The 16,454-nt window shown below is 38.3% G+C and carries 12 protein-coding genes; all 12 read left to right on the forward strand.

All coding sequences use genetic code 11. The annotated features are described in order from the left end of the window. Positions 1 to 143: 143 nt before the first annotated feature. The 12 genes from AC1MGI_RS09350 (at position 144) to AC1MGI_RS09405 (ending at position 16,317) form a co-directional block, all read left to right on the forward strand. The gene (locus AC1MGI_RS09350) at positions 144 to 1,397 is read left to right on the forward strand and encodes a glycoside hydrolase family 18 protein (protein ID WP_480349469.1); all 1,254 of its coding nucleotides are present in this window, start codon (positions 144 to 146) and stop codon (positions 1,395 to 1,397) included. 225 nt (positions 1,398 to 1,622) lie between these two features. Then, complete coding sequence (locus AC1MGI_RS09355) at positions 1,623 to 3,767, forward strand: M28 family peptidase (protein ID WP_480349470.1); 2,145 nt, start codon at positions 1,623 to 1,625, stop codon at positions 3,765 to 3,767. A gap of 300 nt (positions 3,768 to 4,067) precedes the next feature. Further along, complete coding sequence (locus AC1MGI_RS09360) at positions 4,068 to 5,600, forward strand: multicopper oxidase family protein (RefSeq protein ID WP_480349750.1); 1,533 nt, start codon at positions 4,068 to 4,070, stop codon at positions 5,598 to 5,600. A 220-nt stretch (positions 5,601 to 5,820) separates the two neighbouring features. Further along, the gene (locus AC1MGI_RS09365; RefSeq protein ID WP_480349471.1) at positions 5,821 to 6,828 is read left to right on the forward strand and encodes a LacI family DNA-binding transcriptional regulator; all 1,008 of its coding nucleotides are present in this window, start codon (positions 5,821 to 5,823) and stop codon (positions 6,826 to 6,828) included. 81 nt (positions 6,829 to 6,909) lie between these two features. Then, entirely contained in the window at positions 6,910 to 7,680 is a 771-nt protein-coding gene (locus tag AC1MGI_RS09370; protein ID WP_480349751.1) for a sugar phosphate isomerase/epimerase family protein, read from the forward strand. Positions 7,681 to 7,714: 34 nt separating this feature from the next. Beyond that, the gene (locus AC1MGI_RS09375; RefSeq protein WP_480349472.1) at positions 7,715 to 8,998 is read left to right on the forward strand and encodes an ABC transporter substrate-binding protein; all 1,284 of its coding nucleotides are present in this window, start codon (positions 7,715 to 7,717) and stop codon (positions 8,996 to 8,998) included. A gap of 137 nt (positions 8,999 to 9,135) precedes the next feature. After that, the gene (locus AC1MGI_RS09380; protein ID WP_480349473.1) at positions 9,136 to 10,080 is read left to right on the forward strand and encodes a carbohydrate ABC transporter permease; all 945 of its coding nucleotides are present in this window, start codon (positions 9,136 to 9,138) and stop codon (positions 10,078 to 10,080) included. Beyond that, the gene (locus AC1MGI_RS09385) at positions 10,080 to 10,898 is read left to right on the forward strand and encodes a carbohydrate ABC transporter permease (RefSeq protein ID WP_480349474.1); all 819 of its coding nucleotides are present in this window, start codon (positions 10,080 to 10,082) and stop codon (positions 10,896 to 10,898) included. The genes AC1MGI_RS09380 and AC1MGI_RS09385 overlap by 1 nt, the downstream gene beginning before the upstream one ends. A 66-nt stretch (positions 10,899 to 10,964) precedes the next feature. After that, positions 10,965 to 12,008: a Gfo/Idh/MocA family protein gene (locus AC1MGI_RS09390; RefSeq protein ID WP_480349475.1), complete on the forward strand. Its 1,044-nt coding sequence runs from the start codon at positions 10,965 to 10,967 to the stop codon at positions 12,006 to 12,008. 347 nt (positions 12,009 to 12,355) lie between these two features. Continuing rightward, positions 12,356 to 13,378 (forward strand): nuclease-related domain-containing protein, encoded by a 1,023-nt coding sequence (locus AC1MGI_RS09395; protein WP_480349476.1) that lies wholly within the window; start codon positions 12,356 to 12,358, stop codon positions 13,376 to 13,378. A 160-nt stretch (positions 13,379 to 13,538) separates the two neighbouring features. Continuing rightward, positions 13,539 to 14,246: a pseudouridine synthase gene (locus AC1MGI_RS09400; RefSeq protein ID WP_480349477.1), complete on the forward strand. Its 708-nt coding sequence runs from the start codon at positions 13,539 to 13,541 to the stop codon at positions 14,244 to 14,246. A 31-nt stretch (positions 14,247 to 14,277) separates the two neighbouring features. After that, the gene (locus AC1MGI_RS09405; RefSeq protein ID WP_480349478.1) at positions 14,278 to 16,317 is read left to right on the forward strand and encodes a class I SAM-dependent methyltransferase; all 2,040 of its coding nucleotides are present in this window, start codon (positions 14,278 to 14,280) and stop codon (positions 16,315 to 16,317) included. Positions 16,318 to 16,454 lie beyond the last annotated feature (137 nt).

Consider the following 16,454-nt stretch of genomic DNA (forward strand, 5'->3'; position numbering starts at 1 on the left):
GTATGCTAGGTGAACGGCGTAGAAAAGTAATACGTATTCATAACCCATAATCCTCCGCTAATAAATGTAGAGAGGAATCACATATCATCTTTGTTCTTTGAATACATTTCATTAAGGCGAATAATGGATAAATGAGGTGGGGTATGTTTATCTACGTAGTTAAAACAGGGGACAATTTATATTCTATAGCAAAGAAATATCAGGTTTCCCTGGATAGTATCCGGTATAGAAATGCCTTAAAAACAGATCAGCTAGTACCTGGACAGGATTTAGTCATTTTTACGAATGTGTATATTGTTCAACCTGGAGATTCTCTCTATACGATAGCCCAAATGGCTTTACTTCCAATAGAAGCGATCCGTCTCATAAATGGTCTATATTCTGATTTATTACTGGTTGGTATGAATTTATATTTACCACCCAGAATTAAATATAACGCAGAGAATTTTGGTTATCTAACTCCATCCACCCTTGAAACCACTCAAACTAATATTCGTAGATTTGCGTCCATCACTTCGGATTATGGCATTTTTGAGTATCATATTCTTGAAGATGGAAGTTTAAGTTCGCTATCGCATGATCAGCAACTTCTCACATTAATCGCTGGGAATCATGTAGCACCACTTGCAGTGATTACCAATTTAACAGAGACTGGATTTAGTGCAGATTTGGTTGGGAGAGTGTTAAATAATCCTGAATTAAGACAGCGAGCAATTGATCATATCTACAATCTGGTGAAAAGTAAAAAATACGCTGGGGTGAATATTGACTTTGAAAGGGTGCGCGGGGTGGATCGGGATTTATATAGTGGTTTCTTACACTCGCTACAAGAACGTTTAAAGCCGGAAGGGTATTATACGTCTGTTGCCGTGCCAGCGAAAACAAGTGATGATATTTCCTGGTTACAAGGATATGATTATGGAGGAATTGGTGCAGCTGTTGATTTTGTCTTTATCATGGCTTATGACTGGCATGAAGCAAGTAGTCCACCTGGACCTATTGCTCCTATAAATGAAGTGAGAAAAACAATCGAATATGCCCAAAATCATATGAGCAGAAATAAAATTATCCTTGGTGTCCCAAGGTATGGATATGATTGGACAATGTCTAATGGGACAGTTGTGAGTGCTCGTGCTATTGCTGTTATGGATGCAATCGAGACAGCTATGAAATATCAGGTACCCATTCAATATTCCATTCAAGATCAACAACCTTTCTATCAATACCGAGATGAATCAGGTAAGCGTCATATCGTTTGGTTCGAAGACGCAAAAGCCCTTTCTCGAAAACTCCAAATGGTAGTTGATTACCGGTTAAAAGGAATCGGAGCTTGGCAATTAGGATTACACTTTCCTCAATCTGGGTATTTAGTAGATGAATTTCTGGCAAAGAAATGATGAGTAATCATCATCTTTCACAATTAAACTTCTAAAAAGTAAGTCGATGAAGGATCTTTTCCGATTGTAAGATGATTGATACAAAGAGCGGTAGCCGATGTGGGCTGCCGTTCCTTTTTTTGTATAATTTGGAATATATACTCGAAAAAAGCCTTGCTGTCCAATAGCATAGTTGATATATTTCATATTGATAGAAAATCAGCCACATTTGGAGGGAAATCGTCATTGAAAAAAGGGCGTTTAGCAATACTATTAATTATCGTGATACTAATTGCGGGGTACTTTAGCTTGAAATTAAAGCCTGCATCTGAGAAAAAAGATGTTTCTCAAAAAGAAACGAGTGCTTCTGAATATCTTGAAAAGGTAGATACAAATTATTCTTTTGATTTGGCTAAAAAGCTAACAACCTATAAATCAAACGAGAAATTAGGCTATCGACCAGCAGGCTCGAAAGCTGAGTTTGAGGCTGGAGAAATGCTGACAGAAGAGTTTAAGAAGATTGGATTGAAGAATGTTACGAAGGACGAGGTCACTGTGGATAGCTGGGAGTTTGAGAAAGCGGACCTCACATATGTTGATCAAAATAATGAGAAGCATGAATTGGTTTTAGGCGGCTATCAGGCGAATTTTGTAACAGATGGACCTGAAGAATTTGAAGTGGTCTATGCTGGAAAAGGAACGAAACAGGATCTAGAAGGTCTTGATGTGAAAGGGAAATTAGTGTTAATTGATATTAATCAAAGAGATGAATGGTGGATTAATTATCCTGCCTATCAAGCTTCTTTAAAAGGAGCAAAAGCGGTTCTTGCTGCACAAAAGGGTGGATATGGGGAGATAGATCCAGAAGCATTGAACGCACAAGACTTGTGCGGCCCTGATGATACTCCGGCATTTTCAATTTCGAGAAAAGACGCAGATGGCTTACTTGCATTAATGAAAGAGACGAATCAAGAAAGCGTATCAGTAACTTTTGATGCTGTCTCAATCGTTGAGAGAGATGCGAAGTCATACAATATAGTTGGTGAAATACCAGGGAAAGATAAGGATTCAATCATTCTGTTAAGTGCTCATTATGATGCATATTTTGATGGCTTCCAAGATGATTCCGCTGCGATTGGATTATTAGCTGGTATTGCCAAAGGCTTAATTGACAGCAACTACGAACCGGAGAAAACCATTGTATTTGTTGCTCAGGCTGCGGAGGAGTGGGGAATTGCAAATTCAAGATATGATTGGTCCACAGGTGCTTATAGACAAATCTTTGAAGCACGTCCAGAATGGAAAAGACAAGTTGTCGCAAACATTAACTTTGAATTGCCTGCCTATGAGCATACAAGTGCAGATGAAATACGATCTGTTTATGAATTAGATCAGTTTCTGACAGAGTTTTCGAAAGAAGTACCGAAAGTAGAAGGGGTTTATAAAGACGGAATCAGTGTAGTTTCTCCATTGCGAACATGGTCTGACGATTTTTCCTATTCACTTGGAGGGATTCCTGCTCAGCGTAATGATTTCCAAGACTCTGATTTTATGAAAACTCATTATCATTCTCAGTTCGATAATGAAGCTACTTATAACGAAAAAGCTTTTGAATTCCACCATAATCTGTACGGCTTGCTTGTTCAAGCATATGATCAAACAGCTGTTATGCCGTTGGATTTTACTGAACGTTTTAAAGCGATGAAAGACACAATCAATGTAGATGTGAATGCTACTGCAGGAATTGATACTGTAGAATTGAACGCAGGCTTGGATATGGTGATTGCTACTGCTGAAAAAGTAACCAAACAAGTCAATAAAATTAATGCTGACTATAAGGCTGCACTTGTTAACGGCGATGAGAATAAAGCGAAAGAATTACTATCTGAAAATAAGGATTTCAATGACAAATTGCGAGAGGTTTTCCGTTATTCTCAAGATCACCTCTTAAATCTGACATGGGAGGATGAGCCGCTTTTTCCTCATGAACATGCCCAGAACAACCTTGATGCGATTGGCCGTGCACTAGACGCATTGCAAAAAGGTGATGTGAGTGTGGCGCTTGATGATTATTTAAGGCTCGTTGATAACAACTGGTATGCGTATCATTTTGATCGTGAAACATTCGACTTTTTCACGAACCAGGTACTTGACCAAGGCGCAGATCGATTAAGCTGGGGGAACGGGAAAATCATCGGACATGAGGATCTATATGACGTAATCAACAGTCTTCAATCGAAGTCTGAAACGAAGAACCCGAAAGTGGATGCTGAAATCCAAGCATTGAAGAACGCAGAAGAAAATCAGAAAGCTCTATTAAAGCAGACAATTGGTAAAGAGGTAAGTGACGTTCATGCATTGGAAGAAAAGCTGAATACAATTGTAGAGTAATAGGTACCCAAACAGCAGATATTTTGTTGTTTGGGTTTTTGTGTGGGAAGGATTGTATATAAATTGAACGATTAATTTCCCCCTGCTTTAACGAAAGATGTCAGACTACTTATCTGTGATTACGACATATAAATGTGAAAGCAGAGTAATAGAAAAGTGGGAACGCCCAGTACTTTAGGCCATTATGTTCCAGAATGAGTATAAGAACGGAGATGGTTCATTCAAAGTATATAGTGGAATATTTATCTTCTAAATCCAATAAGGTAATAATAAGTCGGCAGTCTGTAAAGGAGTAAAATGATGATTCTCTCTAAATTTGTAGATGAACTTCCCATTCCTGCAGTCTTAAAACCTCGTCAAAAAAGTCAATTTGATACGTATTATGAAGTGAATATGACTGAATTTAAGCAACCCCTCCATAGTGAGTTAATGGAAACAACGGTGTGGGGCTATGAAGGAAGTTATCCTGGTCCTACAATCGAGGTGGAAAGTGGCGAAAGAGTATGGATTAAATGGATCAATAATCTTCCTAGGAAGCATCTTTTTCCGATTGATTATACGGTACACGGCGCCCATCGAGATGTACCAGATGTAAGAACGGTCGTACATGTACATGGTGCCAGTGTCGAATGGGAAAGTGATGGGTATCCGGAGGCCTGGTTTACGAAGGGATTCGAACAAGTCGGTCCATATTTTAAAAAGAAAATATATCAATATACTAATGACGTGCGAGCATCTACGCTTTGGTATCATGATCATGCTCTCGGCATCACTAGACTTAATGTTTATGCAGGATTGGCAGGATTTTACCTTATTCGAAATCAACGGGAACGGTTATTAAACTTACCTAGTGGTCAATATGATATTCCACTTATCATACAGGATAAATCATTTAATGAAGATGGTTCGCTATTTTACCCAAAGCAGTCGGATAAAACAGTTCAAGAATTAGAAACATCGATTGTTCCTGAATTTTTTGGGGACACAAACCTTGTAAATGGGAAAGTATGGCCTTTTTTAAAAGTAGAAGCGCGGAAATATCGGTTTAGGCTGTTGAATGCATCCAACTCTCGTTTCTATCAAATCAGGCTTGATTCAGGGCAACATATGTATCAAATCGGAACAGACCGAGGATTTATGGAGTACCCGATTGGAATTAAAGAACTCACGTTGGCTCCTGCAGAAAGAGCAGAAGTCATTATTGATTTTACCAATCTTGAGGGAAAGAATATTGTCTTGAAGAATGATGCACCTGCACCATTTCCAGTTGGTCCGCCAGTAAATCAAAATACGGGTACTGTGATGGAATTTAGAGTGAGCCTTCCCCTTAAAAGTATTGATACGAGTGTTATCCCGTCTTATTTAGAAACACTTCTCCAAATGAATGACCAAACTGTTTCTAAGGAAAGACATCTTACATTGGATCAGGCGACCGATCGATACGGTCGTGCAATGATGTTATTAGATGGTAAAGACTGGGGCACACCTATATCAGAAAATCCGAAATTAGGAACAACAGAAATATGGTATTTCATTAACGTAACGGAAGATACTCACCCGATTCATATCCATTTGATAGATTTCCAGGTGCTCGACCGGAGAGCCTTTGACGTAGAACGTTTTAAAAAGGAGAAAGTCATCCACTATACGGGCCAATTGATGCTGCCTGAACCACAAGAAAGAGGTTGGAAGGATACAGTAAGGGTGAATCCTAACGAAGTAACGAGAATTATCATGCAGTTTGATACATTTGCAGGTTTATATGTTTGGCATTGTCATATGCTGGAACACGAAGATTATGAAATGATGAGACCGTTTATGGTTATCCGATAAAACCTTTATTTTTTGTTGATGAATAAAGGAACGGTATGATGATTTGTTCCACATCGTCAGCAAGATAGGTTTGTAAAGACTCTGGGTGTAGGCTTGGAGTCTTTTTGAATGGATATATTTAATGGAGTATTCAAAAAAACTATTGCATAATTAAAATGAACAAGTTAGAATCGAGATAATAAATGTAATCGATTACATTTAAAGTAAGGGGTAGAAGAAAATGGTGAAAATGAGTGATGTGGCAAAACTGGCGAATGTATCAACAGCTACCGTGTCGAGAGTGCTTAGAAATCCTGAAGCTGTTAAAAAGATAACTCAGCAAAAAGTTTTTGAAGCTATTAAACAGCTAGATTATCAGCCAAACATTCTGGCCCGTCATTTTCGAACGAATCAAACAAAGACCATTCTAGTTGTTGTACCTAGTTTAACAAACTTAGTTTTCTCGGAAATTATTTCTGGAATTGACACAGTAGCCACTGAAAAAGGTTATCAAGTTTTGTTAGGTAATATAAATAACAGGATGGAAAAAGCACAAAGTTATATTAATCATTTAAAACAGAAACAAGTAGATGGCGTTATTTTATTAACAGTTAAATTAGCTCAGGAGCTATGGGAGGAGATTGCTCACGACTATCCGATTGTACTTGCCTCTGATTTTGTTGAAAAACTGGATATTCCGGCAGTTTGTATTGATAATTTAAATTGTGGTTATCAAATAACGGAGCATTTAATAAAATTAGGTCATCGAAAAATTGCTCATGTTTCAGGGCCCCTCGATGTGGCAATCGGTCGTGAGCGTGCGCAAGGCTATCGTAAAGCATTACATCATTATAATATACCTGTTGATGAATTGTTTATGATTGAAGGAGAATATTCAATCGGATGTGGCTATTCTTCAGTAAGAAAATTAATGAAGCAGGACAATAAGCCAACTGCTATTTTCTTTGGAAACGATGAACTGGCAATGGGTGGTATCAAAGCAGCAAAAGAAATGGGGATTAGAGTACCGGAAGATTTAGCGGTGATTGGATTTGATGATATTAAATTTTCAGCTGTTTTTGATCCAGCGCTGACAACGATTGCTCAACCTTTTCATGAGATGGGTAGAAAATCTATGGAACTGCTTTTGAAGATTATGACTGGTGATTCACTTGAACATGAAAAATATGTCATTGAAAGTCAGTTTATCGTTCGTGAATCATGTGGCGCCAACATAAAAGGACAGTAATTTTCTGTAGAAGGAAAATGTAATCGATTGCAAAATAAATGCAATCGATTACATTCCAATAAATTGAAAAGAGGGATTATCATTACAGCTATTCCAGTTGCACTTCAAATGTTTACATTAAGAGAGGAAAGCAGCAAAGATTTTATTGGCACATTGAAAAAAGTAGCAGAGCTCGGCTACGAAGGGATTGAATTTGCCGGGTATGGCGATTTAACAACGACAGAATTAAAAGTCGTTATGGATGATTTAGGTCTTCGTGCAGCAGCCAGCCATATACCTCTTATAGAGATGGAGGCAGATTTAACAAAAATAATTGATGATCAGCATAGAATTGGGAGCAATAAGCTTGTTTGTCCCTATCTTCCTTTGGAAAGAAGAACAGAAGAAGATTACCATGAACTCATTACGCTATTAAATCGTTTTGGAGAAACATGCAGCAAAGAAGGCATTACACTATGCTATCACAACCATGATTTTGAATTAGAAAAACTTTCGGACGGGCGTACAGCGCTTGAAACGATTTTTGAGGAAACGAATCCAGAATGGGTGAAAGCGGAATTTGATATCTATTGGCTGACTAGAGCCGGTCAAAATCCGTTAGCTTGGATCAAGCAGTATCCTAACAGAACTCCACTTATTCACTTGAAAGATATGACGACTGACGAAGAACGTTTTTTTGCAGAACTAGGTACTGGAGGCGTTGACATTGAATCAGTACTTGAAAAAGGCGAAGAAGCTAATGTGGAATGGTGGGTTGTGGAACAAGACAGAAGCAGGCGTTCACCACTTGAAAGCATTGAAATTAGTATGAAGTATTTGAAGAAGCGATTGCCTCATTTAGCGAACGTGTAAACCATTATTTTCATAAAAAACAGGAGGGAAGACTATGAGAAAATTTCTAGCAACGTTAACGGCTGCTTCAATGGTCATGCTTGCAGCTTGTGGAGGAGAGGAAACCGGCTCAAAAGCGACAGGGAAAAGTGGATCGGGTGAGAAAGTGATTGAAGTGTGGCACATCGAACCGGGAGAGCGGGAAAAATATTTTGAAAATGTAATAGCTCAGTTTGAGCAAGATCACCCAGGTACAAAAGTAAAACTCAATCGTATTCCGAATGATGCTTACAAGCAAAAACTTTCCGTCGCTATGTCGGGCGGTAATCCCCCAGATATTTTTCAAAGCTGGGGGGGTGGCTGGCTGAAAAACTTTGTTGATCAGGGTAAAGTGCTTGATATTACAGACCAGGTCGATCAAGATTTGTACCTTGAAAATGCCATTGCTAACACGAAATTTGATGAAAAAGTATACGGCGTCCCTCTGGGTATTTCAACAGATGTTATGTTCTATAATAAAGAAATCTTTGCTAAGTACAATTTGAAAGAACCGAAAACATATGAAGAATTTGTTCAAGTGATTGAGACATTAAAAGAAAATAAAATCATTCCAATAGCATTAACAAATAAAACCAAATGGCCAGGCTCTTACTTCTTCATGAACTTTGTAAGCCGCATTGCAGGCCCTGAATTATTTGAGAGTGCGTTTAAACGAACAGGAAGCGGTTTTGATGACCCAGCGTTTATTAAGGCTGGTGAGTATATTCAAGATTTAGTGAAAATGGATGCATTTAATCCAGGAGCCAATGGCATCCCTGTTGATGAAGGGCGCGGTCGTCAACTTCTATACACGGGAGAAGCAGCCATGATGGATATGACTACTTCTTTCATTAATAATATACGGGCAGAAAATCCGGAATTTGAAAAGAAACTAGGTTTCTTCCCATTCCCAACAGTACCGGATGGTAAAGGGATTCAAACGGAAATCGGCGCAGCAACAGGCCCTGTTTTTTCTGTATCGAAAAGCGCAAAAGAGCCCGATCTTGCTGCACAGCTTATTAATGAATTGACAACAAAGGAAAATGCGCAAATCTATACAGATAAGACGGGCTCTTTAACAGCGATAAAAGGTGCTATTCCAACTGATGAAACGATGAAGCCACTTTATGAGTTGATTCAAAATGCAACGTTCATGCAAATGCCGTACGATCAAACATTGCCGCCAGAACTCGCTGAACTTCATAAAGACACAACTCAGGCACTTTTCGGGCTAACAATGACACCGAAAGAAGCAGGAAAGAAGATGGAAGCAAAAGCGAAAGAAATGCTTGATAAGTAAAAAAGTAGAGGCTGTCCTATGAAGAAAGGGTCAGATCCCACATGTTCTATAAATCGTTTATAGCGTAAAAGACACAATAAACGGGTGTATAGAGTGTGAGGTCAGACCCTTTTGGGACAAACAAAGGAGGGACCTTTATGAATGCACAGACAGAAAAAATAGATTTAATACAGAAGATTGAAAGGACAAAGTCGAAGAAATTTTCACGTAACAAAAATGTAATGACAATCTGCTTATTCATTGCCCCGGCTTTGCTCGTATACCTCCTATACGTTGTATATCCTATTTTTGCAACGTTAAATTACAGCTTTTACAATTGGGATGGGACAACCGAAAAAACATTTGTTGGTCTTGGAAACTATGTTGAGCTATTCAAAGATGCGATATTCCGGACGGCTTTGAAAAATAATTTATGGGTTGTTTTTGCATCTGTTTTTGTCCAGATTCCGCTAGGTTTGATTATGGCGCTTATGCTATTTGCTCCTATCAAAGGGCTTCGTTTATTTAACAGTATTTATTTTCTCCCATTTTTAATGTCTACGGTTGCAATTGGTATGCTCTGGGTACTCATGTTTGACCCGATCAATGGTGTCATTAATTTGTTTGTTAATTTCCTTGGATTTGAAAACATCGCCTGGCTTAGCAATGAAAATACAGCGATGATAGCTGTTTTATTAGTCGTCGTCTGGCAGTTCTCTCCGTTTTATATGATTTTGTTTAAAGCAGCACTTGTTGGGATTTCTGAAGAATTATATGAAGCCGCCCAAATTGATGGGGCAAATACATGGCAAAAGTTTAAAAATATTACGATTCCCCTTTTATTGCCGACAATTGTCAGTTCTTCAATCTTAGCGATTGTTGGATCACTCAAAGCATTTGATATTTTCTATATTATGACTGGTGGCGGTCCGAACGGCGCAACTGAATTAATGGGTACTTACATGTTTAAACAAGCATTTAATAACTTCAACATGGGTTATGCCAGTGCTATCGCCTTCTTGATGTTTTTTATTGCGATAATCGTCACGATTATCATTCAAGTCCTAGAATCCGTACGTAAGCGAAAAGGAGGATACGAGTAATGGCAGTTATGAGAAAATTTCCCCTTTATATCATAGCTTTATTATTGCTTGTTTTTACCGGTTATCCATTTCTCTATATGATTTCCACGTCGTTAAAAACACAGGGAGATTTCTTTGAAAAACCTTTCTCCCTTTTTAGTTCTTTTAATTTCAGTAACTATACTTCTGTTTTTGAGATGGGGATTAGCCACTACTTTTTAAACAGTCTAATCGTATCAGTGGCTGCTGTCGTGATTGTTATGTTTATTGCGGCATTGGCAAGTTATCCATTAAGTAGGATGAAATTCAAGTTTAATCGTCCACTCTTCCTGTTGTTTATTTCTGGAATGATGCTTCCCATTCATGCGACACTGATCCCTATTTTTAAACTGACTCAAAGTATGGGAATCTACGATACATTATGGGCGCTTTTAGGACCATATATTGCTTTTAGTTTACCGATTTCCATTTTTATTTTGACACAGTTTATGCAAGAAATTCCAAAGTCTCTTGAGGAAGCAGCGGAGATGGACGGTTGTACGCCTTTCGGTATTTTCTGGCGGGTCATTTTGCCGATGTTGACACCTGCGTTGATGACCGTATTTATCTATAATTTTATTCATTTATGGAATGAGTTTATCTTCGCTTTAGTCTTACTTTCAAGTCCTGAAAATCGGACGATTCCACTTGGTCTTCAGGACTTTTATGGCGAATTTTCAGTAAATATTCCGGGGTTAATGTCTGCATTAACATTATTCAGTCTGCCAATTCTCGTTGTGTACTTCTTCTCTCAAGAAAAAGTAGTCAAAGGTCTGGCGGGTGGGTCTGTAAAAGGGTAAAAGGTTTCGTGCTAAGCAAATTGATAAACTAAGTTCGATTAGTTGAATATTTGAGGAGGGAATAGTATGAAAAAAATAAAAGTAGGTGTGATTGGCTGTGGCAGTATTGCGAGACGCCGACATTTAATTGAATACGAAGCAAATGCACAAGTGGAAATTATTGCTGTTTGTGATATTAAAGCAGAGCGGGCCGCAGAAAGTGCCAAAAAGTATGCTGCAAAGGCATTTACAGACTATAAGGAGCTGTTACGTTTAGCAGAAATTGATGCGGTCAGTATCTGTCTGCCAAACTATTTGCACGCACCGGTTTCCATTGATGCGTTTACGGCTGGAAAACATGTTCTATGTGAAAAGCCAATGGCTACATCAGAGGAAGAAGCGAAAGCCATGATAGAAGCGGCAGACATGAGTGGCAAAAAGTTGATGATTGCTCATAATCAACGCTTTGTTTCTTCTCACCAAAAAGCGAAGGAACTCATTGACAGTGGGAAGCTCGGGAAAATTTACAGTTTTAAAACAACATTTGGTCATCCGGGTCCGGAAGCATGGAGTATCGACGGTGCAGGAAGCTGGTTTTTTAATAAAGAACAGGCATTTATCGGTGCCATGGGGGATCTCGGCGTACACAAAGCAGATTTAATGCGCTATTTACTTGGTGAATTTACCGAAGTAGGAGCATTTATTGAGACAAATGCAAAAAAAAATACTGAAGTGGATGACAATGCGGTTTATATTTTACGGACATCATCAGGTATTATCGGTACGCTAGCAGCAAGCTGGTCATATGTAACAGGCGGCGATAACTCTACGGTTATTTATGGAGAAAAAGGTGCACTTCGTCTCGAAGCTGATCCTGTATATTCATTAATTGAAGAATATCGGACTGGCGAAACCGTCCATCATAAACTAGATAAAATTCAAACGAATGAAGAAGGGGGAAACACGACGACGCGTGTGATTGATCACTTTATTGAATGCATCATAAACGATGAAGAACCGCTTATTACTGGAGAAGAAGGAATGAAATCGCTGCAAATTGTTTTGGCTGCGCTCGAATCCAATGAAACGAAACAAATTATCTCATTAAAGCAAAGAGCGGAAGTCATTTAAAACCTTGTGTCCTGACAAGGATGTGAAGGAAAAGATTATTACGCTCTGTTAGAGACTTGCAAGCTTGCAGAAATTTATTATGTGGACCTTGGGCTGGAACTGCATGTTGGACTTTTTAGAGAAAGCATTTAAAGGGATTAGGATGCATACTTTTTTGCAGAAAGTGATTGTCACTTTCTGTTTTTATTTTTTTCGGTGTATATGTCCTTGTTCGATTTATCACCACGAACTGACAAAAATTCGGTGTATAAATGAATCCTTAAGCTAATTTTTTTGAAAGCAAAGTTAACACGACTTTTTATGAAATTAGTAAAATTATTTTCTGCTAGCAACAGGAAAACACCTATATGATGCAGAAGATATGTCGAGACAAGAAAGGAAGTGATGAATTGATTTTTAAAAAGAGACAACTGCCGCTGATCGTGAAAAAATTAGAGGCATTAGTAAGAAGATTGCCAGAAAATCATCCGAAAAGGCCGCTGGTTGAAAAGGATTTGGTGAAACAACTGACAGGTTACCGCGGTGAAAGGGCTGTTGATTATCATTTAATGGATGTTCCGAATAAGCAATCCCTCATTTTACATGATCTCCGTTTGAAGGCAAGCTCCCACTATTTTCAACTTGATACCATCATTCTCACACAAACATTCATCCTTTTACTTGAAATCAAAAATATATCGGGTACCTTGTATTTTGATGAAAATTTCCAACAAATGATTCGAATATATAATGAAAAGGAAACTGCATTTCCAGATCCATTTCTGCAAATCCAGCGTCAGGAAAAACAGTTGGCAAGCTTTTTGGTAGGGCAACATATGTCTGCACTGCCAATTAAATCATATGTAATTGTCAGCAATCCAGCTACAATCATTAAAACATCACCTCGCAATTACCGGATTAAAGATCGAATCATGCGTGTAGCGAATCTGCCAAATAAATGGGCTGATCTGGAACGACTATACCATGAAGAAAAGGCCGAATGGAAAGAAATAAAGAAACTTGCTCGATCTTTTATGAAAAAAGATACGCCACTCGTAACGGATGTGTTGGACAAATACTCGATACCGATTTCAGACGTTCTTACAGGTGTTTTCTGTCCTACATGCTTGCATTCAATGATGGAACGGAAAAAGGGCAGTTGGTATCGTTCATTATGCTTAACCAAAGAGAAAGACGCACATTTGCAGGCACTCCAAGATTACTATCTGCTCATCGAATCCTCAATCACGAACCGTCAATGTCGTGATTTTCTGCATGTATCTTCTGATTCAATTGCACGCAAACTACTGATTTCTATGAATGTACCTTTTTCAGGATCAAATAAAGGAAGGGTTTATCATTTTTTTGAAGGGAAGAATGATAATGGCTGATATAATAATGAAGACCGCTGATATCTGTGTAATACGGCCGATAAAATGAAAAATCGGCTGATATATGGACAGAAACGGCTGATATATGCAAAAAAAGCTCCTTTGATTAGGTGGAAATTTCCTCTAAAATGAATCTAGCAACCTTGAAAGTGAGAGACTGATGAGAATTAATAAATATATAAGCGAAACGGGTTTCTGTTCAAGACGGGAAACGGATCGATTGATTGAAGCAAAGAGAATGACCATTAACGGCGTAGTTTGTGAACCGGGAGATACGGTAGCACCAGGGGATGTGGTGCTGATTGATGGCAAGATGATACCGAAAAAGGCAGATTCGATCTATCTCCTGCTGAATAAACCAGTCGGAATTACTTGTACGGCTGCTCCTCATGTTGCAGGTAATATTATTGAATACGTCAACTATCCGATAAGGATTTTTGCAGTAGGAAGATTAGATAAAGCGTCAGAAGGATTGATTCTCTTAACGAATGACGGCGATATCGTGAATAAGATGATGCGCTCGGAGAATGCTCATGAGAAGGAATACTTAGTCAAGGTCGATCAACCGATTACAGACGATTTTATCGAAACAATGGCCAATGGTGTCGAAATTCTTGGCGTCATGACAAAGCCATGTGAAGTAATAAGGTTGAATGATTATGAGTTTACGATCATTTTGACACAAGGTCTCAACCGGCAAATACGGAGAATGTCAAAGGCGCTGGGATATAAAGTGACAAAGCTTGAACGGATCCGAATTATGAACCTTACATTAACTGGCCTAGAGCGCGGGGACTATCGGGAGCTTACAAATGAAGAGCTGAAACTGCTGCTGTCTAGTTTACATGAAGGGGAGAAGTATTCGTAATGAAGAAAAAATAAAACAGAGGTGAGCGCCAATGCTTATGTTGAAAAAGAATATTGAATATATCAACGATTATCTACTTCAGGGTCATAAGAATGAAGATACTCCCCCATGGTTGAACTATTTAATCGATGCTGAAGAAATACATCAAAACTATGAGAATGTTACTTCTATTAACGAATTGTCTACACATAGTGTTATCAAATATGTTCAAAGAACTTTACAAATTCTAGAGGAATTAAAAAGACCTTTTTTGAGTGAGGAAATGTATTGGCAGCTAGCCACTGTTTTGTCCTATTGTGAAGTTGCTAAAGGTGGAACAGCCGAACAAAGAAATAAATGGCTAGAAAAAGGCTATAACATCTTGGCTCATAATGAAGGTTCTGCTGATATTTTCTTACATGACTATACGGGCTACGACAAGCCGTTGTTATATGAATTGATTAAAACGCATGGATTGTTGGGACAATATCTTCGTGGTGAATCTAGGCTGATTACCCAACGGGGATTAGTGAAGGTTTTTAAAAACTATTACTCTACTATGGAAGCAAAAAAAATGCTTCTGCATCTTAACCATTGCGTGATTGGGGGAGTTTCTAATGAACTTTGGCTAAAGCTCCAAGGAGACATAGAAGCTTCAATTGATAGAATGTTTCATAAGCAAGATAATCAAGACGAATTCGAGTCGAGAATAGACAAATTAACGTCAAGTTTTCAAGAAACCTATCAAGAAAAGATGGAACTGATTGATGGTCAGGGCTCAGACAAAGTGAAAATGTTCTTAGCGGATAAAGATTTATGGTATGTAGAGCCTTCCATGCATGATTTCTCATTTGTAGATTTCTGGACGATTCTGGTGATGGCTTCAGAAGATCTTAAGAAGTTTTCTGTTAGACATATTAATTTTGAAAAACTCATGCAACAGCTCCATTATGATTATCAAGGAGCAAAACATAATAATATATACCGCAAGCGGATCATTGAGAAATACTTAAACGAATTCAGGATAAATCGTAGACCAGACACGACTCACGTGAATTTCAACATAGAAATAAACGAGAGCCTTCAAATCGCTTTTGTCTCGTTTGAATTTTCAGCTGTGGGCGAGTCGCTTATTCAATTCTGTGTGGAAGCTGAAAAGGTAGATATGATGCATAGTCGAGCAACCGTGCTGCTATTTGATTTCTTTGGTTTAAGAAGAGATGCGTATGATCGATTTCACAACGAATCTACCTATCTAGCACATATGAACAGCGCAGCAGATGACAAACGAATCATTCTTGATTACATAAAGGGAGACACGATTTTAGATGTCGGACCCGGCGGTGGCGTCCTGTTAGATATGCTAGAAAAAGAAACGGTTAATAAAGAAATCATTGGGATTGATCTATCTGAAAATGTCATCGAATCTCTTAAGAAAAAGAAAAAAGAAAAAGCGCATTCATGGGACGTCATAAAGGGGGATGCCTTAAAACTAATCGATACCTTTAAGCCTAATACGCTTGATACGATTATTTATTCGTCGATTCTTCATGAAATTTTCTCCTATGTTGAATATGAAGGAAAGAAGTTTAATCATGATGTTATAAAACAAGCGTTAAGCAGTGCTTTCACTGTTTTAAAGCCTGGTGGCAGGATCATAATTCGAGATGGAATTATGACAGAAAGTAAAAACCTAAGCCGCATTATTCGATTTAAGGATGGTAACGGAATGAAGTTTTTGCAGCAGTATGCAAAAGATTTTCAAGGCAGGGAAATGAACTATCAAGTGCTAGCTAAAGACACTGTTAAAATGAAGATCAACGATAGTATGGAATTCTTGTACACGTATACATGGGGTGAAGATTCATACGCCCACGAAGTACAAGAACAGTTCGGTTATTTCACACCCGAGGAATATAAAAATTTTGTACACGGGCTTTTCGGTAATAAAGTAAAGATCATTCAATTTAAGCATTATTTACAAGGAGGATACCCTAGCAATTTGCATTCGAAAATTGACTATGAAGATGAGGATGGCAATAGTGTCACTCTTCCAGATAGCACCTGTTTGATGGTTATTGAAAAGGTGTGATGATAGAGATTTATCTGCTAAAAACATGTAAAGGCATAGGTAGACATTTATAAATATAGCAAGCGTACCTAGCGTTCGATTTAATGGCCTCATTTACGATCTGGAACCTGATAATTAGATGATTTTCCAAGTATTTA

The organism is Peribacillus sp. BM1 (assembly GCF_056679975.1).

Coding starts and splice junctions, on each gene's coding strand:
- AC1MGI_RS09350 (WP_480349469.1), top strand. CDS start 144: ATGTTTATCTACGTAGTTAAAACAGGGGACAATTTATATTCTATAGCA.
- AC1MGI_RS09395 (WP_480349476.1), top strand. CDS start 12,356: ATGATGCAGAAGATATGTCGAGACAAGAAAGGAAGTGATGAATTGATT.
- AC1MGI_RS09360 (WP_480349750.1), top strand. CDS start 4,068: ATGATTCTCTCTAAATTTGTAGATGAACTTCCCATTCCTGCAGTCTTA.
- AC1MGI_RS09405 (WP_480349478.1), top strand. CDS start 14,278: ATGCTTATGTTGAAAAAGAATATTGAATATATCAACGATTATCTACTT.
- AC1MGI_RS09385 (WP_480349474.1), top strand. CDS start 10,080: ATGGCAGTTATGAGAAAATTTCCCCTTTATATCATAGCTTTATTATTG.
- AC1MGI_RS09390 (WP_480349475.1), top strand. CDS start 10,965: ATGAAAAAAATAAAAGTAGGTGTGATTGGCTGTGGCAGTATTGCGAGA.
- AC1MGI_RS09400 (WP_480349477.1), top strand. CDS start 13,539: ATGAGAATTAATAAATATATAAGCGAAACGGGTTTCTGTTCAAGACGG.
- AC1MGI_RS09375 (WP_480349472.1), top strand. CDS start 7,715: ATGAGAAAATTTCTAGCAACGTTAACGGCTGCTTCAATGGTCATGCTT.
- AC1MGI_RS09380 (WP_480349473.1), top strand. CDS start 9,136: ATGAATGCACAGACAGAAAAAATAGATTTAATACAGAAGATTGAAAGG.
- AC1MGI_RS09365 (WP_480349471.1), top strand. CDS start 5,821: ATGGTGAAAATGAGTGATGTGGCAAAACTGGCGAATGTATCAACAGCT.